Source organism: Mannheimia sp. E30BD (genome assembly GCF_041807785.1).
Classification (GTDB): Bacteria; Pseudomonadota; Gammaproteobacteria; order Enterobacterales; family Pasteurellaceae; genus Mannheimia.
This window is the reverse complement of sequence record NZ_JBGTYX010000004.1, coordinates 117123-139290: the sequence shown is the minus strand read 5'-3', so window position 1 is coordinate 139290 and position 22168 is coordinate 117123. Positions and strand designations below refer to the sequence as shown.

The window sequence follows — 22168 nt, the reverse complement described above, 5'->3', positions numbered from 1 at the left end:
GTAAAGTAAATGAAGTATTTTAGAGGTAAGCCTTTTCCGCTTGGCAGTTCACTCTGTATGCAAGCGGGCAAATTTGGCACAAACTTTGCAATTTTTTCGCAAAATGCGACCGCTATTGAATTATGCCTTTTTGATGAGAACAATCAAGAAACTCGCGTTCCAATGATTGCAAATGAAGGTACTTGGCATATTTTTGTTGAAGGTGTGAAAACTGGCTCAAAATATGGCTATCGGGTGCAAGGCGAACAAAATGAACAAGCCGGTTTGCTATTTAATGCAAATAAATTGTTGATTGATCCTTATGCCAAAGCCATTGAAGGAATGCCTGATCTGAGCAGTGAAGATGCGGTAAAGTGGTATGTTTGGAACGATGAGCGAGATAACGGGCAGATTGCTCCTAAATCAGTAGTGGTTGATGAAACCTTTGATTGGGAAAATGATACACCACTTTACCACTCTTGGGCAGAAACTATTATTTACGAAATGCAGATTAAAGGGTTCAGCCAGTTAAATCCTGAGCTTCCCCAAGAAATTAGAGGTACTTTTGCAGGGCTAGCTCACAAAAATTCCATATCGTATTTGAAAAAGCTCGGTATTACTGCCGTTGAATTACTGCCCATTACTTACCATATTGACGAGCCTCATTTACAAAAGCAAGGCTTAGTCAATTATTGGGGCTATAATGTTTTAGGCAATTTTGCGGTTGATCCGAAATTAGCTGCAGATAAGCAAAATCCGCTTAAAGAGTTTAAGCAGTTAGTGAAAACGCTACACAAAGCCAATATTGAAGTTATTTTAGACGTGGTGTTTAACCACACTGCAGAAGGTGGGAAAGACGGTGCAATGCTCAGTTTTAGAGGGTTTGATAACCACGCTTATTGGCTAAATGAGCAGGGCGAATACGAGAATTGGACAGGTTGTGGTAACACACTTAATTTAACCAATATTAATATTCTCCGTTGGGCAATCGATTGCTTATGTTATTGGGTGGACGAATGCCATATTGATGGCTTCCGTTTTGACTTAGCCTCTATTTTAGGCAGAACTCCACGTTTTTCCGAAAAAGCCGATTTTTTCACAGCAATAAAAAGCCATTCGAAATTAGCGAATGTTAAGCTGATTGCTGAGCCTTGGGATATTGGAATGCACGGATACCAGTTAGGCAAATTCCCAGCCCCTTTTTACCAATGGAACGACCGCTATCGTGATGATATGCGTCGTTTTTGGCTAAGAAAAAAACTGGATTTAGCCACATTTGCCCGCCGATTTGCAGGAAGTGATGATGTTTTTTCGCACCATTCTGGCTCGAAAAGTATTAATTTTATTACTGCCCACGATGGTTTTAACTTACAAGATTTAGTGAGCTACAACAAAAAACATAATCTTGCGAATGGCGAAGAGAACCGTGATGGACACGGTACAAACCACAGTAATAATCACGGTGTTGAAGGCGAAACAAATAAGGAATTGGTAAAAAATCAGCGAGAAATTACCGCTTGTAGTTTATTGGCAACCCTACTTCTTTCAGGCGGTGTGCCAATGTTATTCGCAGGCGACGAAATGGGGCATACTCAACAAGGCAATAACAATTGCTATTGCCAAGATAATGAAACGACTTGGTTAGATTGGGAAAATCGTAATCAAACCAGAGTGGATTATGTGAGCGATTTAATTGCCATACGCAAACAAATTCCACTGTTATCACAACAAGATAAGTGGTGGACTGAAGATTCAGTTCAATGGCTAAATCCATCTGCTGAGCCTATGCAGGTAAGCGATTGGCATAATCAAGAGTTAAGGCAATTAACAATTTTATTCGAGGGGCAATGGCTCATTTTAATGAATGCCCATAAGCAGCCTCAACAATTTATACTCCCTCAGGGCAACTGGCAAGTTGTTTTAGGGCAGGAAAAAGGTACTTTGATGACAGAAACGCAGTCAGTTACGCTCAATAATATGGGAGTATGCGTACTTCAAAAAAGTGATGGAGTTCACACAAAAATATTGGAGACATAACATGCTTAATCAAGAATCAACCGCACTTGTTGCCAGACAAGATTTAACGAATGAAACATTGGTTTTAATTTTAGCTGGTGGACGAGGTTCTCGTCTTTATGAATTAACAGATAAACGTGCAAAACCAGCTGTTTATTTTGGGGGAAGCCGTCGTATTATTGACTTTGCGTTATCTAACTGTATTAACTCAAATTTACTTAAAATTGGGGTGATTACTCAATATGCTGCTCATTCATTATTGCGTCATTTACAACGTGGTTGGTCATTCTTACCTTATGAGCGTAATCAATACATTGATATGTTACCTGCACGTCAGCAGTTAGACGAAAACACTTGGTATCGTGGTACAGCAGATGCGGTTTATCAAAATATGGCGATAATGAAATCTCACTATCGCCCTAAATATGTGGTGATTTTAGCAGGCGACCATATCTATAAAATGGATTACACTCAAATGCTGAAAGATCACGTTGATAAAGGAGCAAAATGTACGGTAGGTTGTATTGAAGTGCCACGTTCACAAGCCACAGAATTTGGGGTAATGGCGGTAAATGAAAAACTCAAAGTAAAAGAGTTTGTGGAAAAACCAGCTGATCCACCATCAATGCCGGGTAAGCCTGATTCGTCTTTAGCTTCAATGGGGATTTATGTCTTTGATGCAGATTATCTCTATGAAATGTTAGAAAAAGAGGCTTCAACGCCAGGTACATCGCACGATTTTGGTAAAGATATTATTCCAAAAGCGGTAGAGCAAGGCGTGCTATACGCCCACCCATTTGAGCGTTCTTGCAAAGGGCGTAATGCAAGCGGGGCAATCTACTGGCGTGATGTAGGTACGATAGATAGCTATTGGGCAGCCCATATGGATCTAGTATCGGAAGAGCCTGAGCTTGATTTATATGATGAATCTTGGCCTATTCATGGTCGTCCGCAACAAACTGCTCCTGCACGTTTCTTCTATAATCATACTCGTGCAAGAACACTAGATAATTCACTTATTGCAGGTGGTTGTGTGATTACGGATGCTGAAATCAGTAATTCGGTATTGTTTAACCGTGTTCACGTTGAAGCGGAATCAGTTATTGAACATACAGTTATTTTGCCACAAGTTACTATCGGCAAAAATTGTATTATCAAACGAGCGGTTATTGACCGACATTGCGTAATTCCAGATGGCTTACAAGTAGGTGTGAATGCAGAAGAAGATGCAAAACATTTTAGAGTGAGTAAAGAAGGTATCGTATTAATTACCCAAAAAATGCTAGATAAATTAGCAGGAAAAGAAGTTAATACGGATATTAAATATACAATTTAAATATTGATGATATAATGCTTCGGATTTTAACGTCCGAAGTATTGTTTTCAAGCGGTCGAAATTTAATAAAAATTTGCAACAATATAAATGGTCAAAAAATGAAAGTTTTACACATTTGCTCTGAAATGTACCCTTTAATTAAAACCGGTGGTTTAGCTGATGTGATGGGGGCATTGCCTTTTGCTCAACAACAAATTGGAAATGATGTCAGAGTATTAATTCCTTACTATCCTAAAGTTGCTCAAACCTTAGGTGAAACGGTGGAAGTGGCAACAATCGGCACATTTGCCGGTTTAGTGACGGTTAGATTTGCTTATTTCAATGGATTAGGCGTTTATGTGATTGACGCACCGCATCTATTTATGCGTGATGGTAATCCTTATCACGATGCGAACTATCAAGATTATATCGACAACTACAAACGCTTCGCGTTACTAGGCTATATTGGGGCTCAGCTTGCACAGGGTTTAGATCACTGGTGGGGTTCAGCCGAAGTATTACACGCTCACGACTGGCAAGCAGGGCTTGCTTGTGCTTACCTGAAAAGCTGGGGTAGTAACGTCAAAACCGTATTCACTATTCATAATATCGCCTATGTAGGGCGTTTTAATGCGTTCCATTTGGCTGAAATTGGCTTGCCTTGGGAGTTTTTTAGTGCGGAAGGCTTAGAGTTTTATGGCGAAATTTCTTACCTTAAGGCAGGTTTATATTTTGCCGATCGTATTACAACTGTAAGCCCAACGTATGCACGTGAAATTACTGAAGAGATTGCAGGTGCAGGTTTACACGGTTTGCTTGCCACCCGCCAATATCAAGGCAGGCTGCGTGGGATTTTAAACGGGGTAGATGCTGACGTTTGGAACCCTGAAACTGACCCTCATATTCTGGCGAATTACCGCCCTAACTATATGCACGGTAAGGCGAAAAATAAAGCGGAATTGCAACGTATTTTTGGCTTACCAGAACAAAAAGAAGCTCTGTTAATGGTAATGGTTACTCGTTTAACCGAGCAAAAAGGGGCAGATTTCTTATTAGCGAACATTGATACGTTAATGCAGCACAATGTACAAATTATCGTGCTAGGTAGCGGCTCGCCTGATTTGGAAAATGCACTACGTTATTTCCAACATAAATATCCGAACCAAATCGGTATCAAAATTGGTTATGATGAAGCTCTTTCTCATCAAATTATTGCAGGTGGCGATGTGATTCTTGTTCCAAGCCGTTTTGAGCCTTGCGGATTAACGCAGCTTTACGGTTTGAAATATGGCACATTGCCGCTCGTTCGCCTCACAGGTGGATTAGCGGATACGGTATTTGATAGCCACAAAGAGAGTATTGAAAACCGCACCGCAACAGGTTTTGTATTTGATTACCCTGATGCACCGGCATTTTTAGAAGCCGCAATGCGAGCGATTAATTTATGGCAAAAGCAAAAATTGTGGTCAAGCGTTCGTCAAAATGCACTGGCTCAAGATTTTGGTTGGGCGAAAGTGGCAGAGCAGTATCAAAACTTATACCACGAAATTAGTTAATTTATATTTACAACATTGTTACAAGCGGTTGGATTTGCAAAAAAATTTGTAAATTCGACCGCTTGTAATGTTCATAAAAATTAGGAGAATTTACTCAATGAGCAGGCAGTCAATTAGCCCTGAAATGATTAAAAATGTAAAAGATGCAATTTTACATAAAATGGTATTCGCATTAGGTGTTGAACCTCGTGATGCCAGCAAACGTAACTGGTTAAATGCTGCACTTCGTGTGGTACGTGATTTATCTACCGAAGAGTGGTTACAAACCCGCCGTAGCCACGTTGCAAATGGCAGTCGCCGTGTTTATTACCTATCAATGGAATTTTTGATGGGGCGAACTTTCAGTAATGCGATGATCTCGGAAGGCGTTTATGAGCTAATCGGTGCTGCGTTAAAAGAGTTAGGGCAAGATCTGGAAGATATTATTAACGAAGAAGGCGATCCGGGCTTAGGTAATGGTGGTTTAGGTCGATTAGCGGCTTGTTATTTAGATAGCCTTGCGACAATGAAAATCCCTGCTATCGGCTATGGTATTCAATATGAATATGGTATGTTCCGCCAAGAAATTCGCAATGGCGAGCAAGTAGAACAGCCTGATGAATGGTTAGAAAATGAATTTGTGTGGCCATATTTACGCTCAAGTAAGCGTTTCCCGGTCCGCTTTGGTGGGAAAACTTGGCGTGAAGGCAAAAAAGTCGTATGGCAACCGGAAGAAGAGATTGTTGCTCAAGCTCACGATCAGCTCATTCCGGGTTTTGAAACCACATCAACCAATAGTTTACGTTTATGGTCTGCTCACGCTTCGGGTAAAGGTTTTGCGTTGTCAGAGTTTAATCGTGGCGATTACTTTGCTGCAATGGTTAAACAAAATAGCTCAGAAAACGTTTCTCGTGTGCTTTATCCTGATGATTCTACCTATAACGGTCGTGAATTGCGTTTACGTCAAGAATATTTTCTTTGTTCTGCATCGGTACAAGATATTATTCGCCGCCACGAAGCGGAATTTGGCTCTTGTGTAAATTTAGCGGATAAAGTAGCAATTCACTTAAATGATACCCACCCAACCCTTGCTGTGCCTGAGTTAATGCGTATTTTAATTGATGAAAAAGGCTATTCTTGGGAACAAGCGTGGGCAACCACCAGCAAAACATTCTTCTACACTAACCACACGTTAATGAGTGAAGCGTTAGAAACGTGGCCGGTTGAAATGTTAGCTCGTGTGTTACCACGCCATTTAGAAATTATTTTTGATATTAACGAACATTTCTTGGAAGAGGTGCGTAGCCAGTTCTCAGATGATAATGATCTGATCTCTCGTGTATCACTTATTGACGAACAAGGCGACCGCCGTGTGCGTATGGCGTGGCTTGCAGTTGTCGCTTCTACAAAAGTAAATGGTGTGGCGAAAATTCACTCTGACTTAATGGTTGAATCTATTTTTGCCGACTTTGCTCGTATTTACCCGAACCGCTTTACCAACGTAACCAATGGCGTAACGCCTCGCCGTTGGATCAAAATTGCCAACCCGGGTCTTGCGAATATTTTAGATAAATATATCGGCGATAACTGGCTAACCGATTTAAGCGAATTAGAAAAATTCAATGAGTTTGCGGATAACACTGATGTACAGGCTCAAGTTGCTGCGGTTAAATTTGAGAATAAGCGCCGTTTAGCAAATTATATTGAAGAAACACAAGGCATTACGCTTAATCCTGAAGCGATTTTTGACGTACAAATCAAACGTATTCATAAATACAAACGTCAGCAAATGAATGTGCTTCACATCATTACGCTTTATAACCGCATTTTACGCAATCCAACGGCGGATTGGACACCTCGTGTGTTCATCTTCGCAGGTAAAGCGGCAAGTGCGTATTATGCAGCGAAGAAAGTGATTCGCTTAATTAATGATGTAGCAAGTGTGGTAAATAACGACCCTCGCATCAATGATTTAATCAAAGTCGTATTTATTCCGAACTACAGCGTATCGTTAGCCCAGATGATTATTCCAGCGGCAGACGTTTCAGAGCAAATTTCATTAGCAGGTACAGAGGCCTCTGGTACATCGAATATGAAATTTGCCCTTAATGGTGCTTTAACCATTGGTACGCTAGACGGTGCGAATGTGGAAATTTTAGACCGTGTAGGCAAAGAGAACATCTTCATTTTCGGTAACGAAGTAGAACAAGTGGAAGAACTCCGCCGCAATGGTTATTCGCCGTATCACTACTACGAAAAAGATAGCGAGCTGAATGAAGCGATTTCACAAATTCTAAATGGCAAATTCTCGCCAGAAGATCCATATCGCTACCAAGATTTGATCTTAAACTCTGGCGACTACTACCAAGCCTGTGCAGATTACCGCAGCTATGTGGAAGCTCAAGAGAAAGTGGCTCAAGCCTATCGCAATAAGAAAGCGTGGATTCGTTCGGCAATCATCAATATTGCCAATATGGGTTACTTCTCGTCAGACCGTTCGGTAATGGATTATGCCAATAACATCTGGAAAATCGAACCAATGAGCGAAGAGCAATTAAAAGGCGATGCAACGGTGGACAGCATTATTGAAAGTTCAAACAAGTTGTTGAATTTAAAATAATGGTTTAGGCAAAACGGTAAGAGAAATCTTACCGTTTTTGTTTTAGAGGGATTTGCAAAATATAGCAGAAAAATGACCGCTTGGTATTATTGGCGAGCATTATCCAAATTAGAGGAGATATATTCTTTATAAAGTGTATCAAAATAAGTTTGTGGATCATCAACAATGCCAACAGCGGCATTGCTGTATTGCACGCATCCCTCTTTAACATCAACATAGTTGTGAAAAAAGCGAGCCATTTCCTCTACATTAAAGTCGAAAGTTTGTGAAGTGATATAACGCAGTTCTTCATCAATAATATCTCGAGTATTGGTAAAAATATCTCTATCATAGAAAAATTGTTTTACACGTTGGTTGTCCTTATCAACAAGGCGATAAGTGAGTTTTCTCTTTTCAGGCTCGCACATTAATAACCCAACATTAACGAATTCGCCCGTTTCAATATAAGGTCTAAATCTGACAAAACTGTATAAAATAGGTTGCTTCATTCAATATTATCCCAATAATGTTTATTTTTAATATGTTCTAAAATTGCTTTGATTTGTTGTATATGATTTTCTATTTTCTGGAATTCATCTTCATCAGTTGGAAACCAATCATCGGGGATAGATTGATAAATATCTTCAAAATTGTTTAAGATGTTCGTCGCTTTTTCAGTAAATGCTTTTTTATCCGTGAGAGTTAATCGCCATTCTCTATTTTGAATAGAAAAGATATGTTCATTAAATTGAGCATTTTTATCAAAAGCGAGGTTGTGATCGATAACAAGGATTTTCTGCTTTTGCTCATCAAAAAGCAAGTTAATATTGCCCGTCCCACTTTTGATGATGTTCGATCGGAATTTAATATCCAACGATCAAACATATATAACCATTTCTGCATTTCTTCTGGTAAGTAAAGCGGATTGTGAGCTTGAGAACTTTTGGCTGTAACAGTAGGCAATGTATATTCAGAGCCAAATACAGTTTGTGTTGTTAAGGCTGCTTTCCACTCAGACTGAATAAGCTGAAATACTAATTTATCAAAATGAAGTAATTGAATATTTGGACAAGGCAATTTCATTTTAATGGCTAATGTAGAACCAATCCATTCAGCAAGTAATTGATAGATTGGCATCATTCCTGATGTTTTTACGATATAGCTTTTGTTATCGTCAGCTTTACAAATAAATGGTCGAGTAATGCCCATTTGTGTACGTTCTTGGATAAATATAATTTTTGCCATCATTATTCCTCTCAAAGAATTTATTTTGATGCTTTCTCAACCGCTGTCAGCATTCCTCTCAACAAATTCAACTCATTGGTTTCAAGCTCTGCCCGTTGATAAAGTCGGCGGAGCTTCAACATTACCGCATCATTGCGGATAAACCCTAATTCTTTATACAATCGCTCGGTATGAGCAAAAAAATGCTCCAATGCTTCTGCGGTTGGATACTCTTTTTCCTCTACAAGCGGTCGTTTTTCTACTATTTTTTGCAAATATGCCATACGAATTTCATAACTTGCCAGTTGCACTGCCATTGCGAGATTGAGCGAGCCGTAATCAGGATTGGTCGGGAAATTAAGATGATATTGGCATTTCAGCAGCTCTTCATTGGTTAGTCCTACACGTTCTCGCCCAAATACAATGGCGACTTTGCCAAGATTAGCACGGTTTATCACGAGTTCCCCACAATCTCTTGGTGCAATTAGACTGTTTTGCAAATGGCGAAGTCTAGCACTTGTGCCAATTACGAGCTGGCAATCGGTAATGGCGTCATCAAAAGTTGGGTAGATTTGGGCATTATCTAGTACATCTTTCGCCCCAGCGGCAAGGGCTTCAGCTTGTTCATCAATCGGTTGTAGTGGTGCAACTAAACGCAAATGGGTTAAGCCCATTGTTTTCATTGCACGAGCGGCTGAACCGATGTTGGCAGGGAGAGATGTTTCTACCAGAATAATCTGGATTTGATCTAAAATATTCATTAAATTGTTTCGTTTTTGTTAAATTTTTTACGCTAATAGTGTAGCAAAATTTTCGATAGCTTAAAATTTGAAAAAATACGAAATAATCCCTAAAAATAATCAGATTTTTTTACAAATTTAGTGTATTTAGTGGTACAGTTAGACAGTTTTTTAACTTGAATGGGGCTAATTATTTAGCCTTGAATAATAACAACCATACAGGAGTCTTTATGCTTATTGGTGTACCAAGAGAGCTGTTAGACGGTGAAACTCGTGTGGCGGCAACGCCTAAAACCGTTGAGCAGATTAAAAAACTTGGCTTTGATGTCCTCATTGAACAAGATGCGGGCTTTAAGGCGAGTTTTGAAGACAACGCATTTTTAAATGCAGGTGCGAATATTGGCACGCAACAAGAAGTTTGGAATGCGGACATTATTTTCAAAGTGAATGCTCCAACAGAAGCTGAAATTGATTTAATCAAAGAGGGTGCAACCTTAGTGAGCTTTATTTGGCCTGCTCAAAATCCAGAATTAATGGATAAATTGCAGTCTAAAAAAATCAATGTGCTGGCAATGGACGCTGTGCCTCGTATCTCTCGAGCCCAAGCATTAGATGCGTTAAGCTCAATGGCGAATATTTCAGGCTACCGTGCCGTAATTGAAGCGGCTAATTCATTTGGCAGTTTCTTTACAGGTCAAATTACCGCAGCAGGTAAAGTACCGCCTGCGAAATTGCTTGTGATTGGTGCAGGGGTGGCAGGTTTAGCGGCGATTGGTGCAGCAAATAGCTTAGGGGCAATTGTGCGTGCCTTTGACTCTCGCCCAGAAGTAAAAGAGCAAGTAAAATCAATGGGTGCTGACTTCTTAGAAATTGATTTTGAAGAAGAAGGTGGCTCAGGCGATGGTTATGCGAAAGTGATGTCAGAAGAGTTTAACCGCCGTGCGATGGAACTTTACGCTGCTCAAGCGAAAGAAGTGGATATTATCATTACCACCGCAGCCATTCCGGGTAAACCAGCTCCTCGCTTAATCACAAAAGAGATGGTGGACTCAATGAAACCGGGTTCTGTGATTGTGGACTTAGCAGCGGCTACAGGCGGTAACTGCGAATATACTAAAGCAGGCGAAGTTGTGGTTACGGATAATCAAGTAAAAGTGATTGGTTATACCGATTTCCCTGCTCGTTTACCAACGCAATCTTCTCAACTTTACGGCACTAACTTAGTGAACTTGTTAAAACTGTTAGCCCCGAATAAAGATGGTCAAATTGACATCAATTTTGATGATGTCGTGTTACGCGGTGTAACGGTTGTGCGTGATGGCGAATTAACCTGGCCAGCTCCACCAATTCAAGTTTCCGCTCAGCCTCAAAAGCCAGCGGCAGCACCACAAGCGATCAAAAAAGAAGAAAAACCTGCAAATCCAAAAGTGAAATATGGCGTGATGGCAGGTGTAGGGGCGTTATTCTTATGGATTGCCTCTGTTGCTCCAGCAGCGTTTTTATCGCACTTTACTGTGTTCGTACTCGCTTGTGTGGTAGGTTACTATGTGGTTTGGAACGTGAGTCACGCATTACACACACCACTTATGGCAGTAACCAATGCGATTTCAGGTATTATCATCGTAGGGGCTGTGTTACAAATTGCCCAACCTGTTGGTAATTTCTTTATTGATATTTTAGCCTTTATTGCGATTTTAGTTGCCAGCATCAATATTTTTGGTGGCTTTAAAGTTACGCAAAGAATGCTAGCAATGTTTAGAAAAGGTTAAGGAGAACGAAAATGTCTTTTGGATTTGTTACCGCTGCCTATATTATTGCAGCACTTCTCTTTATTATGAGCCTTGCAGGGCTTTCTAAACACGAAACCGCAAAAGCAGGTTGCTGGTACGGTATTGTAGGTATGGGAATTGCTTTAGTGGCAACCATTTTCGGCCCACAATCTCACGGCACAATTTGGATTTTAATTGCGATGGCAATCGGTGCATTCATCGGGATCAAAAAAGCGATTAAAGTTGAAATGACAGAAATGCCAGAATTAGTTGCTATTCTTCACAGCTTCGTAGGTTTAGCAGCAGTATTAGTTGGTTTTAATAGCTACGGTTTACATATTGAAGCACCAATGCCTGCTTATTTAGTAACTGAAGCGGAAAAAGCGGCATTCTTAGCAGAACAAGCAACCCTTGCGAATATTCACAATGTTGAAGTATTCTTAGGGATCTTCATTGGAGCAGTTACATTCTCTGGCTCATTAGTGGCATTCGGGAAATTAAGCGGCAAGTTATTTGGTCGTAAAGTCTCTTCTGCGGCATTAAATATCCCTCATAAACACAAATGGAATTTAGCGGCGATTGTTGTTTCAATCTTCCTGATGATTGTATTCTTAAATCGCCCTGAAAATATTTTCCCTGTGTTAATTATGACTGCTATTGCTTTAGTGTTCGGTTGGCACTTAGTGGCATCTATCGGTGGTGCAGATATGCCAGTGGTGGTTTCAATGCTCAACTCTTATTCAGGTTGGGCAGCAGCTGCAGCAGGCTTTATGCTAAGTAACGATTTATTAATCGTAACAGGTGCGTTAGTGGGTTCTTCAGGTGCAATTCTTTCTTACATTATGTGTAAGGCGATGAACCGCTCGTTTATCAGCGTTATTGCAGGTGGTTTTGGTAACGAAGTGCAATCTTCTTCAGGCGATACAGAATACGGCGAACACCGTGAAACCAACGCAGAAGAAGTGGCAGAAATGCTGAAAAATGCAAGCTCAGTGATTATCACACCGGGATATGGTATGGCGGTAGCTCAAGCTCAATATCCAGTTGCAGAAATTACCGCAAAATTGCGTGAAAAAGGTGTGAATGTACGTTTCGGTATTCACCCAGTAGCGGGTCGATTACCGGGTCATATGAACGTATTGCTTGCTGAAGCGAAAGTACCTTACGATGTGGTATTAGAAATGGACGAAATCAATGACGATTTTGAAGATACTGATGTGGTATTAGTTATCGGTGCAAATGACACCGTAAACCCAGCAGCATTAGATGACCCATCAAGCCCAATCGCAGGAATGCCAGTGCTTGAAGTATGGAAAGCACAAAATGTTATTGTATTTAAACGTTCAATGGCAGTAGGTTATGCAGGCGTTCAAAACCCGCTCTTCTTTAAAGAAAACACCCAAATGCTATTTGGTGATGCGAAAGAAAGAGTAGATGATATTCTAAGAGCATTAAATAGCTAATTAAGAAAAAAGCGAACAACCATGTTCGCTTTTTTATCTTTAAATAGAGAACATAGCTTTTGCTGTGTTCTGTAAAATTCAGTAATTCAATCTTTTATTTTTTTCGTTTGAATAAGAAAGAAATAACAGTAAGCACCAAAAAGACGAAGAATAAAATTTTTGCAATTTCAGCTGCACTTCCAGCTATGCCGCCAAAACCGAAAAATGCAGCCACAATGGCGATAATAAAAAATACTACAGCATAATGTAACATAGAGATCTCCTTATATTATGTTTTTGATTAGTGCAGTTTGAATGTAACATAGCTAAATAATCGTTGCAAGCGGTAGTATTTAATTAAAATTTTTAATTAATCCTGGTTAATTCGACTAGAAACGGCACTTTGCTGATTTTTATATTTTGCATCTTTACGAGCGTTATAAGGTTTTGCTGCATTGCCGCTTAGCACTTCAAAACTTAAAGCACCAATTGCCATATTAGGGCGAAGCGCAAGAGGGAGTTTGCCCGCATTAAAAAATTCTAATACGATTTTTCCTTCCCAACCTGGGTCAATCCGATGAGCTGTTACGTGTACCATTAATCCTAATCGAGCTAATGATGAGCGGCCATCTAACCAACCCACAATATTAGCAGGCAGGCTAACAGATTCTAATGTGGTTGCAAGGGCTAGTTCTCCAGGGTGAAGGAAAAATGCTTCACCATCACTGATAATGATTTCATCGCTCATTACCTTATTTAGTTGAGCGGTTACTTCTTCACGAGGCCCACTTAGATCAATATAAGGCGTGTTATGCTCACGAAAAACACGGAACGAATTACCTAAACGCACATCAGCCGTTGCACCGGAAATTTTATCATCAGAAGGACGAGGCGTAATGCTGATGATACCTTCATCTAAGTAACGTTTAATATCGGTGTCGCATAAACGCATATTTTTCTCCTATTTGAGTAATTGTTTGATTTGGGCTTTAAGAATGTCAATTGCAATACGGTTCTTACCGCCTTTTGGTACAATAATATCGGCATATTGCTTTGATGGCTCAATAAATTGTAAGAACATCGGGCGAACCGTTTTGCGATATTGTGTAATTACCGATTCCATTGAACGACCACGTTCCACCATATCACGTTGTAAGCGGCGAATAAAGCAAATATCTAATGGCGCATCAACGAAAATAGAAACGTTTAGCTCATTGCGAATATGTTCATCAGTTAGAAGTAAAATACCTTCTAAAATAATTATTTTTTTCGGTTCAAAGTGTTTGGTGGTGTTTTTTCGATTATGCTCAGTGTAATCGTATTCGGGAATTTCAATAGCTTTACCTTGCTTTAGTTGGCGTAGATGATCAACCAGTAAATGATGATCCATTGAGTTAGGGTGGTCGTAGTTGGTTTTAATACGTTCTTCCATTGTTAAATGAGATTGATCCCGGTAATAAGCATCTTCAGAAATAATGCCGATATTATCAGTTCCTAATTCATTTTTTAATTCTTTATAAATGGTTGAAGCAATCAGGCTTTTCCCCGATGCCGAAGCACCGGCAATGGCAATGACAACACAAGAGGATTGTTGAGCAGTATCAGTCATAAAATTTCCTATTCAGTCAAAAAGTATCCTGCAAATTATACCGAATTTTTGCAAAATTTTCTGTATAATCGACCGCTTGTAATCAATTTCGAGGAAAAAATGAATACTTTTATTCAAGGGTTTATTGTTTGTTTTGGTTTAATTGTCTCTATAGGAGCTCAAAATGCCTTTGTGCTAAAACAAGGCATACTTAAACAACACGTTTTTTGGATTGCTCTTACTTGCTTTCTAGGTGATGTGTTGCTAATGACGATTGGTGTGCTAGGGCTAGGCACACTCATTTCAGAATTACCTATTCTCAGTTTAGTTATTTCACTATTAGGTGCAATTTTTCTCTTCACTTACGGTAGCCGTTCGTTTATCAGTGTATTTAAAAGTAGTGATTACCTTGTAGCAAATGGGGAAAATGCCTCGAGTCTTAAAAAAGCCTTAATGATTACTTTTGCAATTACCTTTTTAAATCCTCACGTTTATATTGATACTGTTGTGATTGTGGGGAGTATTGGCGGAAAATTAGATTTTGAAGGTAAGATATATTTCTTAGTAGGGGCGTTGCTTTGCTCATTTATATGGTTTTTTGGGTTAGGGTACGGAGCAAGATTGCTTTCCCCTTATTTTGCTAAACGTATAACTTGGCAAATTTTAGATGCAGTTACAGGGTTGATTATGTATTTTATCGCCTTTAGCTTGTTGATTTATGCTTATCAACTGGCAAAGCAAATTTTCTAACAGCCTAAATTTTTCATTGCTGAATACCCCCATTTTTTGGTATATTAACGGCAATGTTCGCACAATATTGTGCCTAATTTATTTAATAATTTTATTTGACGGATTCTTGTATGTTTAAAAAATTTTTAGGGTTATTTTCAAACGATCTTTCCATCGATCTCGGAACAGCTAATACATTAGTTTATGTGAAAGGGCAAGGAATTGTTTTAGATGAACCTTCAGTGGTTGCAGTGAGACAAGATCGTATGGGATCGCTAAAAAGCATCGCAGCAGTAGGCTCACACGCAAAATTAATGTTAGGTCGTACCCCAAAAAGCATTATGGCAATCCGTCCGATGAAAGATGGTGTTATTGCAGACTTCTTTGTAACAGAAAAAATGTTGCAACACTTTATTAAACAAGTTCATAGCAATAACTTTATGCGTCCAAGTCCGCGTGTTTTAGTGTGTGTGCCGGCCGGGGCAACGCAGGTAGAACGCCGTGCAATTAAAGAATCAGCAATCGGGGCAGGGGCTCGTGAAGTCTATTTAATTGAAGAACCGATGGCAGCGGCTATCGGTGCAGGTTTGCCTGTACACGAAGCAATGGGATCGATGGTAATTGATATCGGCGGCGGTACAACTGAAGTTGCGGTGCTTTCGTTAAATGGTATTGTGTATTCAACCTCTGTTCGTATTGGAGGCGATAAATTAGACGATGCTATCATTGCCTATGTTCGCCGTCATTTCGGCTCTGCTATCGGTGAGGCAACGGCTGAGCGTATCAAGCAAGAAATTGCAACCGCTAAAATTGAATCTGATGATGATATTAAAACAATGGAAGTGCACGGTCATAATTTAGCAGAAGGTGCCCCTCGTACTTTTGAGCTTAGTTCAAAGCACGTTTTAGAAGCTATCGAGCAGCCGTTAGATGGTATTGTTGAAGCGGTTAAATCAGTTTTAGAGCAATGTCCTCCGGAATTAGCCGCAGATATTTTCGAACGAGGAATGGTATTAACAGGTGGTGGAGCTTTATTACATAACCTAGATCGCTTACTTGCTGACTCAACTGGTGTACCTGTTGTCGTAGCGGAAGATCCTCTTACTTGTGTTGCACGTGGCGGCGGTAAAGCCCTCGAAATGATCGATATGCACGGTGGAGACGTATTTAGCTCTGATGAATAATCATCTTTTCTAGTTAAATAGTAAATTGAAAGTTGGCAATGGATATGATCTATTGTCAATTTTCGTTATATATTCCCAATAAATTTCACATTATATTTTCTAATGAAACCAATTTTTGCTAAAGCTCCTTCACTAGGAATGCGTCTGATAATTGCAGTGATATTATCTATTATCCTGATTATTTCTGATGGTCGAAGCTCATTGATGATTCAAGCTCGTAATATATTAGAAACGGCGGTTAGTGGCTTATATTACTTTGCAAATACTCCTCGCTCGATCTTAGATGGTGTGAGTGGTAATTTTATTGATAACAACAAGCTACAGTTAGAAAATAATCTACTAAAAGAGCAACTAAGAGAAAAAAATGCGGATTTATTATTACTCGATCAATTAAAGGTAGAAAATCAACGTTTAAGATTACTGCTAAGTTCGCCGCTCCGCCAAGATGAATATAAAAAGATCGGGGAGGTTCTGGCCGCCGAAATGGATGCTTACCGCCAGCAAGTTATTATTAATCAAGGTCGTTTAGATGGTGCTTTTGTTGGACAACCTGTGATTGATGAAAGAGGTGTTGTAGGGCAAATTATTTCCGTAGGCGAAAAATCAAGCCGTGTTCTGCTTTTAACCGATATTACCCACGCCACTCCGGTGCAGGTATTGCGTAATGATGTGCGTGGTATCGTAAACGGAACAGGGCTAAATAATGAACTAATTGTTGATAATCTATCTCGCTCTATTGATGTTGTAAAAGGCGATGTGTTAGTTACTTCCGGTTTAGGCGGACGCTTCCCCGAAGGTTATCCTGTTGCGATTGTGGAAACGGTCGAAAATGATACAAAAAGCCAGTTTGCTAGGATTGTTGCTCGACCGCTAGCCTCATTTGACCGCTTGCGTTATCTACTATTACTTTGGCCAACAGCAGAAGAGAAGAATTACAGCCAAAGTTTATCGCCTGAACAAGTGCGTGAAATCGTAGAAGAGAGACGAAACAGCGTAAATCCATTTGACCGATTAAAACAGATGTCGAATAAGAAAACAGAAGTTCAACTAGATGCTAAAGAAGAGCAGATTGATCTTGATGAAATTAACGAAAACCCTGCTTCACAGTCTGATGTGGAAGTAGAAGAGCATCATATAGAATAAGGAGCGGAATAATGAGAACAAACCCAATTTTTCAGATTCTGGTTATTCTTGCGATTTTTGTAATTGCCTTTGTACTAGAAATTATGCCTTGGCCAGTTGGATTTCAAGGCTTACGCCCAACTTGGGTTGTATTGGTGTTGATTTACTGGGCATTAGCATTACCGGATAAAATCAGTGTCGGCACCGCTTTTTTAGCAGGCATTGTGTGGGATCTAATCTTAGGCTCAATTTTAGGTATTCACGCCTTAATATTGTCTATAGCCATTTATTTTGTCGCGAAGTACCACCTCATTTTGCGTAATTTGTCGCTTTGGTTACAAAGTTTGCTGGTAATGGCATATATCGTACTGATCCGTTTCGCCATTTTTGTGGTTGAATTCATTTTGCATAGTGCTGAATTTAACTCACAAGAAATACTAGGAGCAGTCATTAGTGGCGTGCTTTGGCCTTGGATTTTCCTACTAATGCGTCATATTCGCCGCCAACTTCGCTTACGCTAAGAGGTAAAGATGAGTAGCTTGTCTTTTGATTTTGCAGAAGATTTTCGACCGCTTGCAGCTAGAATGCGTCCTCAAAATTTAACTGAATATGTAGGGCAATCTCATCTGATTGGCGAAGGCAAACCGCTACGCAGAGCAATTGAAGCAGGGCATAGCCATTCTATGATTTTCTGGGGCCCACCGGGAACGGGTAAAACTACCTTAGCTGAAATTATTGCCCATCATTTTGATGCAGAAGTAGAACGTATTTCAGCCGTAACTAGTGGTGTAAAAGAGATCCGAGAAGCCATTGAGCGAGCAAAACTAAATCGACAATCAGGCAGACGCACGTTGCTCTTTGTTGATGAAGTCCACCGCTTCAATAAAAGTCAGCAAGACGCATTTTTACCCCATATTGAAGATGGTACGATCATCTTTATTGGAGCAACAACAGAGAACCCTTCGTTTGAACTCAATAATGCGTTACTTTCTCGAGCCAGAATTTATATCTTAAAGCCACTACAAGCGGTCGAAATTTTAAAAATTTTGCAAATGGCGGCGGCAGATACAGAACGTGGGCTAGGCAATGAAAAATTACATCTTGAAGATGATGTGCTGAGCTTACTTGCCGATTATGTTAATGGCGATGCTCGCTTTGCCTTAAATTGCTTTGAATTGATGGCAGATATGGCAGAAAACTCCCCTCAAGGAAAAGTATTAAACAAAGATTTGCTTACGGAAGTGCTGGGCGAACGACAAGCTCGTTTTGATAAAGGGGGCGATCGTTATTATGATCTCATTTCTGCTCTACATAAATCCATTCGAGGCTCATCTCCGGACGGTGCACTATATTGGTACGCTCGCATTTTAACCGCAGGTGGCGATCCGCTTTATGTGGCAAGGAGATTACTTGCCATTGCTTCGGAAGATGTAGGCAATGCAGATCCAAGAGCAATGCAAATTGCCATAGCGGCGTGGGATTGCTTTACCCGAGTCGGTGCTTATGAGGGAGAAAGAGCTATTGCCCAAGCCATTATTTATCTTGCAGTTGCTCCTAAAAGTAATGCGGTTTACCAAGCCTTCAATGAAGCAAAACGCCTAGCAAAAGAGGCGAAAGATTATGATGTGCCGGAGCATTTACGCAATGCTCCAACGAATTTAATGAAATCATTAGGTTATGGTGAAGAATATCGTTATGCCCATAATGAACCGAATGCTTACGCCGCAGGGGAGAATTACTTTCCGCCTGAACTTAAAGATACGCAATTCTATTTTCCTACAGAACGAGGAATGGAAAAACAGATTAAAGAAAAAATGGCGTGGCTGAAATCACAAGATGAATTAAGTGAGATCAAGCGGTATAAATAATCCGTAAATTTGCAAAATTTTAGGGAAAAACAACCGCTTGTTGTTATTTGGAAGAGATATGTTTGATATTTTACTGCCTGCGTGGCTTGCAGGTGTTTGTTTAGCCTTTATTACCGCACCCTTGGGTGCTTTTGTTGTTTGGCGAAAAATGGCGTATTTTGGTGACACACTTTCCCATTCAGCACTATTGGGTGTGGCACTTGGCATTTTTCTGCAAATTGATCCCTACATCGCAGTTATTGCGATGACGATTATTTTAGCCGTTTTGCTGGTTTGGCTTGAGCAAAAAACCAACTATTCGGTGGATACGGTATTAGGTATTATTGCTCACACCAGCCTTTCGCTTGGTGTGATTACCATTAGTTTGCTGGATAACGTGAGAGTCGATTTAATGTCTTACCTATTTGGCGATTTACTGGCAATTAATTTTTCTGATGTGATTTTTATCGGTATCGGAGCAATTCTGATTTTATCAGTGCTGATGATTTTTTGGAAACGCTTATTATCCATCACAATTAGCCCGGAACTCGCCCAAATTGAAGGCTTAAATGTCGCTCGCTTGCGTCTATTATTGATGATTTTAACTGCATTAACCATTGCATTAAGTATGAAATTTGTGGGGGCATTAATCATTACCTCACTACTGATTATTCCGTCTGCAACAGCAAGACGATTTGCGAAAACGCCCGAGAAAATGGTCTTTATTGCTATTTTATTCAGCATTATTACGGTAACGGGAGGGTTGTTATTATCGGGTTGGAAAGATACCCCTGCTGGACCATCGGTAGTGATTTGTGCCGGAATGCTCTTTTTAATGTCGCTATTTAAAAAAGAATACAATTAAATAGCATAAAAAAGTCATATATTATAAAAATAAGGCATAAGCTTTTTATGGAAATAGCATTGAAGTTTTCTATCAATCTGTTTAAATATCACTATTGATTTGTTGTAACTTATTAAGAATAAAAGATTAAATTATGTGTCAATTACTTGGAATGAATTGTAATACGCCAACGGATATTACCTTTTCTTTTGAAGGCTTTCGGCGACGAGGGGGATTAAGCGATCACCATACTGATGGCTTCGGCATTGCGTTTTTTGAAGGTAAAGGCGTACGAGTTTTCCGTGATAATCGTCCGGGGGCTTCCTCGCCAATGGCGGAATCAATTAGCCAGTATCAAATTAAATCGTTAAATGTAGTTGCCCATATCCGTAAAGCGACTCGTGGTGATGTAAATTTGGAAAATACCCACCCTTTTATTCGTGAATTATGGGGCGAGAACTGGGTTTTTGCTCACAACGGTACGGTTGAAGGGGTTGGTGTTTGCAAAGAGTGTCATTATCAGCCGATTGGCACAACAGATTCTGAAGCGGCATTTTGCCGTATTGTGTCGGAATTAAAAGAGCTGTATCCAGCTAAACCAAGTGAAAAAGAGATTTTTGATGCGGTAGTGCAAATTACCTCAAAAATTGCAGAACACGGGGTATTTAACTTTGTTTTATCCAACGGTCATTGGATGATTGCCCGTTGTACGACTAATCTGCATTACGTTTGCCGTAAAGCACCGTTTGGCAAAGCCTTGCGTGATGATGATGTATCGATTGATTTTAGTCAATATACTAAAATTACCGATAAAGTGACGATTATTACCACCCAGCCACTTACCAAAAATGAAAACTGGACCAAAATGAAAAATGGCAGTTATGTTTTCTTTAAAGACGGCGATGTGGTATATGAAATTGAAGGCACATTGCCAGAAGCAGGACACCACGTTTAACCATAAAAAACCTAGCAAATGCTAGGTTTTCTTTTTTAGTTTTCACGTTTTACAATAAAATCGGCTAACTCTTTTAATGCTGTAGTATCAAAAGGAAGCTGCTGCAAAGAATTTAAGGCTGTTTGGTAGAGATTTTCAGCTTTTTGTTTTGCTCCTTCCAACCCTAATAATTTTGGATAGGTGCTTTTATTTAAGTTTTCATCAGAACCAACGGTTTTACCAATTTTATCAGTTTCGCCAACCACATCTAAAATATCATCTTGCACTTGAAAAGCTAAACCAATGGCTTTTGCATAATTTACAAGCGGTTGTTTTATCGCTAAATTTTGCGAATTCTCGGAAAGATTAAATCCCATCATTACAGAAGAGAGAATTAACGCTCCTGTTTTGTTACGATGAATTAATTCCAATTCCTCTAAATTGACCGCTTTATTTTCCGCAATCAAATCCAAACTTTGCCCTAAGCACATTCCTTTAGCACCAGCAGCAGCTGATAATTCTCTGATTTGAGCCACTTTTTCTTTATCGGAAAGGTATGGGTCGGTTGCAATCAACTCAAAGGCAAAACTTTGCAATGCATCGCCTGCTAAAATAGCGGTGGCTTCATCAAAGGCGATATGGCAAGTTGGTTTACCTCGACGTAATTTATCATCGTCCATTGCGGGCAAATCATCGTGAACTAATGAATAGGCGTGGATAGATTCCATCGCCCCTGCACTATGATCCAATTTCTCAAGCGGCACGCCTAGCATTCTACCTGTGGCATATATTAAAAACGGGCGAACACGCTTTCCGCCTAATAAAACCGCATATTCCATTGCTTTAATTAATGGAGAATGAAAGGCTGCGTACTCAGTTAGCTTTGAAGCCAAAAAATCATTTATCCGTATTTGTTGAGTGGTAAGATCGGTCGCTAAACAATAGCTCATTTTATTGCTCTCTTATTATTCTTTTGTGTAGTCGCTCAGTTCGGCAGAATCGTTTTTATTGAGTAAAATTTGGATTCGTTGCTCTGCTTTTTGTAAGCGTTCTTGACCTTGTTGCACTAATTTAATTGCGGTTTCAAATTCATTAAGTGCCTCTTCAAGTGGCAAATCCCCAGCCTCTAAATGGGTAACGATAGCTTCTAATTCTTTGAGAGTAGTTTCAAAATCTTGGGTCGGTTTTTTTGCCATTTTTTATATTACCTGTAACGATTAAAGAACCTCAAGTTTACCGCTCAATAAAGGGATTTGCAAATTCCTTTTACTTTTTGACCGCTTGTAGTATTGTACCTAGTT

General features: G+C 39.8%; 19 protein-coding genes and 2 pseudogenes. 13 read left to right on the top strand and 8 right to left on the bottom strand.

Features of this window, described 5'->3' with window-relative positions; genetic code table 11:
* Positions 1-9: 9 nt before the first annotated feature.
* The 4 genes from glgX to ACERCG_RS04305 all read left to right on the top strand — a co-directional run bounded on the left by glgX (position 10) and on the right by ACERCG_RS04305 (position 7465).
* On the top strand, positions 10-2016 hold the full coding sequence (gene glgX, locus ACERCG_RS04320; RefSeq protein ID WP_373610839.1) for a glycogen debranching protein GlgX: 2007 nt from the start codon (positions 10-12) through the stop codon (positions 2014-2016).
* A 1-nt stretch (position 2017) separates the two neighbouring features.
* On the top strand, positions 2018-3331 hold the full coding sequence (glgC, locus tag ACERCG_RS04315) for a glucose-1-phosphate adenylyltransferase (RefSeq protein WP_373610838.1): 1314 nt from the start codon (positions 2018-2020) through the stop codon (positions 3329-3331).
* A 98-nt stretch (positions 3332-3429) separates the two neighbouring features.
* Positions 3430-4866 carry a glycogen synthase GlgA gene (gene glgA, locus ACERCG_RS04310; protein WP_373610837.1) on the top strand — a complete coding sequence of 479 codons (1437 nt, stop codon included), beginning with the start codon at positions 3430-3432 and terminating at the stop codon, positions 4864-4866.
* A 97-nt stretch (positions 4867-4963) separates the two neighbouring features.
* Positions 4964-7465, top strand: coding sequence for a glycogen/starch/alpha-glucan phosphorylase (locus ACERCG_RS04305; protein ID WP_373610836.1), 2502 nt, complete (start codon positions 4964-4966; stop codon positions 7463-7465).
* A 110-nt stretch (positions 7466-7575) separates the two neighbouring features.
* On the opposite strand, the pseudogene ACERCG_RS04300 reads toward ACERCG_RS04305, so the two are convergent.
* The 3 genes and pseudogenes from ACERCG_RS04300 to trmJ form a co-directional block, all read right to left on the bottom strand.
* Positions 7576-7953 (bottom strand): annotated as a pseudogene (locus tag ACERCG_RS04300) (DUF3037 domain-containing protein); the annotation flags it as partial.
* Positions 7950-8653: pseudogene (locus ACERCG_RS04295) on the bottom strand (HipA family kinase). The pseudogenes ACERCG_RS04295 and ACERCG_RS04300, both read right to left, overlap by 4 nt.
* Positions 8654-8709: 56 nt before the next feature.
* Complete coding sequence (gene trmJ, locus ACERCG_RS04290; protein WP_373610835.1) at positions 8710-9429, bottom strand: tRNA (cytosine(32)/uridine(32)-2'-O)-methyltransferase TrmJ; 720 nt, start codon at positions 9427-9429, stop codon at positions 8710-8712.
* Between the two features lie 209 nt (positions 9430-9638).
* On the opposite strand from trmJ, the gene pntA reads away from it, so the two are divergent.
* Together pntA and pntB are read left to right on the top strand one after the other, a co-directional pair.
* Complete coding sequence (gene pntA / locus ACERCG_RS04285) at positions 9639-11177, top strand: Re/Si-specific NAD(P)(+) transhydrogenase subunit alpha (RefSeq protein ID WP_373610834.1); 1539 nt, start codon at positions 9639-9641, stop codon at positions 11175-11177.
* Positions 11178-11188: 11 nt separating this feature from the next.
* The gene (pntB, locus tag ACERCG_RS04280; protein WP_373610833.1) at positions 11189-12640 is read left to right on the top strand and encodes a Re/Si-specific NAD(P)(+) transhydrogenase subunit beta; all 1452 of its coding nucleotides are present in this window, start codon (positions 11189-11191) and stop codon (positions 12638-12640) included.
* 94 nt (positions 12641-12734) lie between these two features.
* On the opposite strand, the gene ACERCG_RS04275 is transcribed toward pntB, so the two are convergent.
* From ACERCG_RS04275 to udk, 3 genes are all read right to left on the bottom strand, one after another.
* Positions 12735-12893: a DUF1328 domain-containing protein gene (locus tag ACERCG_RS04275; RefSeq protein ID WP_373610832.1), complete on the bottom strand. Its 159-nt coding sequence runs from the start codon at positions 12891-12893 to the stop codon at positions 12735-12737.
* Positions 12894-12989: 96 nt separating this feature from the next.
* Positions 12990-13571, bottom strand: coding sequence for a dCTP deaminase (gene dcd / locus ACERCG_RS04270; protein ID WP_373610831.1), 582 nt, complete (start codon positions 13569-13571; stop codon positions 12990-12992).
* A 9-nt stretch (positions 13572-13580) separates the two neighbouring features.
* The gene (udk, locus tag ACERCG_RS04265) at positions 13581-14228 is read right to left on the bottom strand and encodes a uridine kinase (protein WP_373610830.1); all 648 of its coding nucleotides are present in this window, start codon (positions 14226-14228) and stop codon (positions 13581-13583) included.
* Between the two features lie 99 nt (positions 14229-14327).
* Between udk and ACERCG_RS04260 the strand changes: the two genes are divergently transcribed.
* The 7 genes from ACERCG_RS04260 (at position 14328) to ACERCG_RS04230 (ending at position 20888) form a co-directional block, all read left to right on the top strand.
* The gene (locus ACERCG_RS04260) at positions 14328-14957 is read left to right on the top strand and encodes a LysE/ArgO family amino acid transporter (protein ID WP_373610829.1); all 630 of its coding nucleotides are present in this window, start codon (positions 14328-14330) and stop codon (positions 14955-14957) included.
* A 110-nt stretch (positions 14958-15067) separates the two neighbouring features.
* On the top strand, positions 15068-16120 hold the full coding sequence (locus ACERCG_RS04255) for a rod shape-determining protein (RefSeq protein ID WP_373610828.1): 1053 nt from the start codon (positions 15068-15070) through the stop codon (positions 16118-16120).
* A gap of 102 nt (positions 16121-16222) precedes the next feature.
* Entirely contained in the window at positions 16223-17263 is a 1041-nt protein-coding gene (gene mreC, locus ACERCG_RS04250; RefSeq protein ID WP_373610827.1) for a rod shape-determining protein MreC, read from the top strand.
* A gap of 11 nt (positions 17264-17274) precedes the next feature.
* Positions 17275-17763 carry a rod shape-determining protein MreD gene (gene mreD, locus ACERCG_RS04245; protein WP_025247877.1) on the top strand — a complete coding sequence of 163 codons (489 nt, stop codon included), beginning with the start codon at positions 17275-17277 and terminating at the stop codon, positions 17761-17763.
* Between the two features lie 9 nt (positions 17764-17772).
* The gene (locus ACERCG_RS04240) at positions 17773-19110 is read left to right on the top strand and encodes a replication-associated recombination protein A (protein ID WP_373610826.1); all 1338 of its coding nucleotides are present in this window, start codon (positions 17773-17775) and stop codon (positions 19108-19110) included.
* 58 nt (positions 19111-19168) lie between these two features.
* Entirely contained in the window at positions 19169-19954 is a 786-nt protein-coding gene (znuB, locus tag ACERCG_RS04235) for a zinc ABC transporter permease subunit ZnuB (protein ID WP_373610825.1), read from the top strand.
* Positions 19955-20087: 133 nt separating this feature from the next.
* A complete protein-coding gene (locus tag ACERCG_RS04230) occupies positions 20088-20888 on the top strand; it encodes a class II glutamine amidotransferase (protein WP_373610824.1) in 801 nt (266 codons plus the stop codon).
* A 35-nt stretch (positions 20889-20923) separates the two neighbouring features.
* On the opposite strand, the gene ispA is transcribed toward ACERCG_RS04230, so the two are convergent.
* Both ispA and xseB read right to left on the bottom strand, forming a co-directional pair.
* The gene (gene ispA, locus ACERCG_RS04225; RefSeq protein ID WP_373610823.1) at positions 20924-21817 is read right to left on the bottom strand and encodes a (2E,6E)-farnesyl diphosphate synthase; all 894 of its coding nucleotides are present in this window, start codon (positions 21815-21817) and stop codon (positions 20924-20926) included.
* A 15-nt stretch (positions 21818-21832) separates the two neighbouring features.
* On the bottom strand, positions 21833-22063 hold the full coding sequence (xseB, locus tag ACERCG_RS04220) for an exodeoxyribonuclease VII small subunit (protein ID WP_373610822.1): 231 nt from the start codon (positions 22061-22063) through the stop codon (positions 21833-21835).
* Positions 22064-22168: the final 105 nt, after the last annotated feature.

Excerpts from the sequence above, each read along its gene's own strand:
- udk (WP_373610830.1), bottom strand. The coding sequence starts at position 14,228 with ATGACTGATACTGCTCAACAATCCTCTTGTGTTGTCATTGCCATTGCC.
- znuB (WP_373610825.1), top strand. The coding sequence starts at position 19,169 with ATGTTTGATATTTTACTGCCTGCGTGGCTTGCAGGTGTTTGTTTAGCC.
- ispA (WP_373610823.1), bottom strand. The coding sequence starts at position 21,817 with ATGAGCTATTGTTTAGCGACCGATCTTACCACTCAACAAATACGGATA.
- ACERCG_RS04240 (WP_373610826.1), top strand. The coding sequence starts at position 17,773 with ATGAGTAGCTTGTCTTTTGATTTTGCAGAAGATTTTCGACCGCTTGCA.
- ACERCG_RS04305 (WP_373610836.1), top strand. The coding sequence starts at position 4,964 with ATGAGCAGGCAGTCAATTAGCCCTGAAATGATTAAAAATGTAAAAGAT.
- ACERCG_RS04230 (WP_373610824.1), top strand. The coding sequence starts at position 20,088 with ATGTGTCAATTACTTGGAATGAATTGTAATACGCCAACGGATATTACC.
- mreD (WP_025247877.1), top strand. The coding sequence starts at position 17,275 with ATGAGAACAAACCCAATTTTTCAGATTCTGGTTATTCTTGCGATTTTT.
- trmJ (WP_373610835.1), bottom strand. The coding sequence starts at position 9,429 with ATGAATATTTTAGATCAAATCCAGATTATTCTGGTAGAAACATCTCTC.
- ACERCG_RS04260 (WP_373610829.1), top strand. The coding sequence starts at position 14,328 with ATGAATACTTTTATTCAAGGGTTTATTGTTTGTTTTGGTTTAATTGTC.
- ACERCG_RS04275 (WP_373610832.1), bottom strand. The coding sequence starts at position 12,893 with ATGTTACATTATGCTGTAGTATTTTTTATTATCGCCATTGTGGCTGCA.
- dcd (WP_373610831.1), bottom strand. The coding sequence starts at position 13,571 with ATGCGTTTATGCGACACCGATATTAAACGTTACTTAGATGAAGGTATC.
- mreC (WP_373610827.1), top strand. The coding sequence starts at position 16,223 with ATGAAACCAATTTTTGCTAAAGCTCCTTCACTAGGAATGCGTCTGATA.
- xseB (WP_373610822.1), bottom strand. The coding sequence starts at position 22,063 with ATGGCAAAAAAACCGACCCAAGATTTTGAAACTACTCTCAAAGAATTA.
- glgX (WP_373610839.1), top strand. The coding sequence starts at position 10 with ATGAAGTATTTTAGAGGTAAGCCTTTTCCGCTTGGCAGTTCACTCTGT.
- pntB (WP_373610833.1), top strand. The coding sequence starts at position 11,189 with ATGTCTTTTGGATTTGTTACCGCTGCCTATATTATTGCAGCACTTCTC.
- pntA (WP_373610834.1), top strand. The coding sequence starts at position 9,639 with ATGCTTATTGGTGTACCAAGAGAGCTGTTAGACGGTGAAACTCGTGTG.
- glgC (WP_373610838.1), top strand. The coding sequence starts at position 2,018 with ATGCTTAATCAAGAATCAACCGCACTTGTTGCCAGACAAGATTTAACG.
- glgA (WP_373610837.1), top strand. The coding sequence starts at position 3,430 with ATGAAAGTTTTACACATTTGCTCTGAAATGTACCCTTTAATTAAAACC.
- ACERCG_RS04255 (WP_373610828.1), top strand. The coding sequence starts at position 15,068 with ATGTTTAAAAAATTTTTAGGGTTATTTTCAAACGATCTTTCCATCGAT.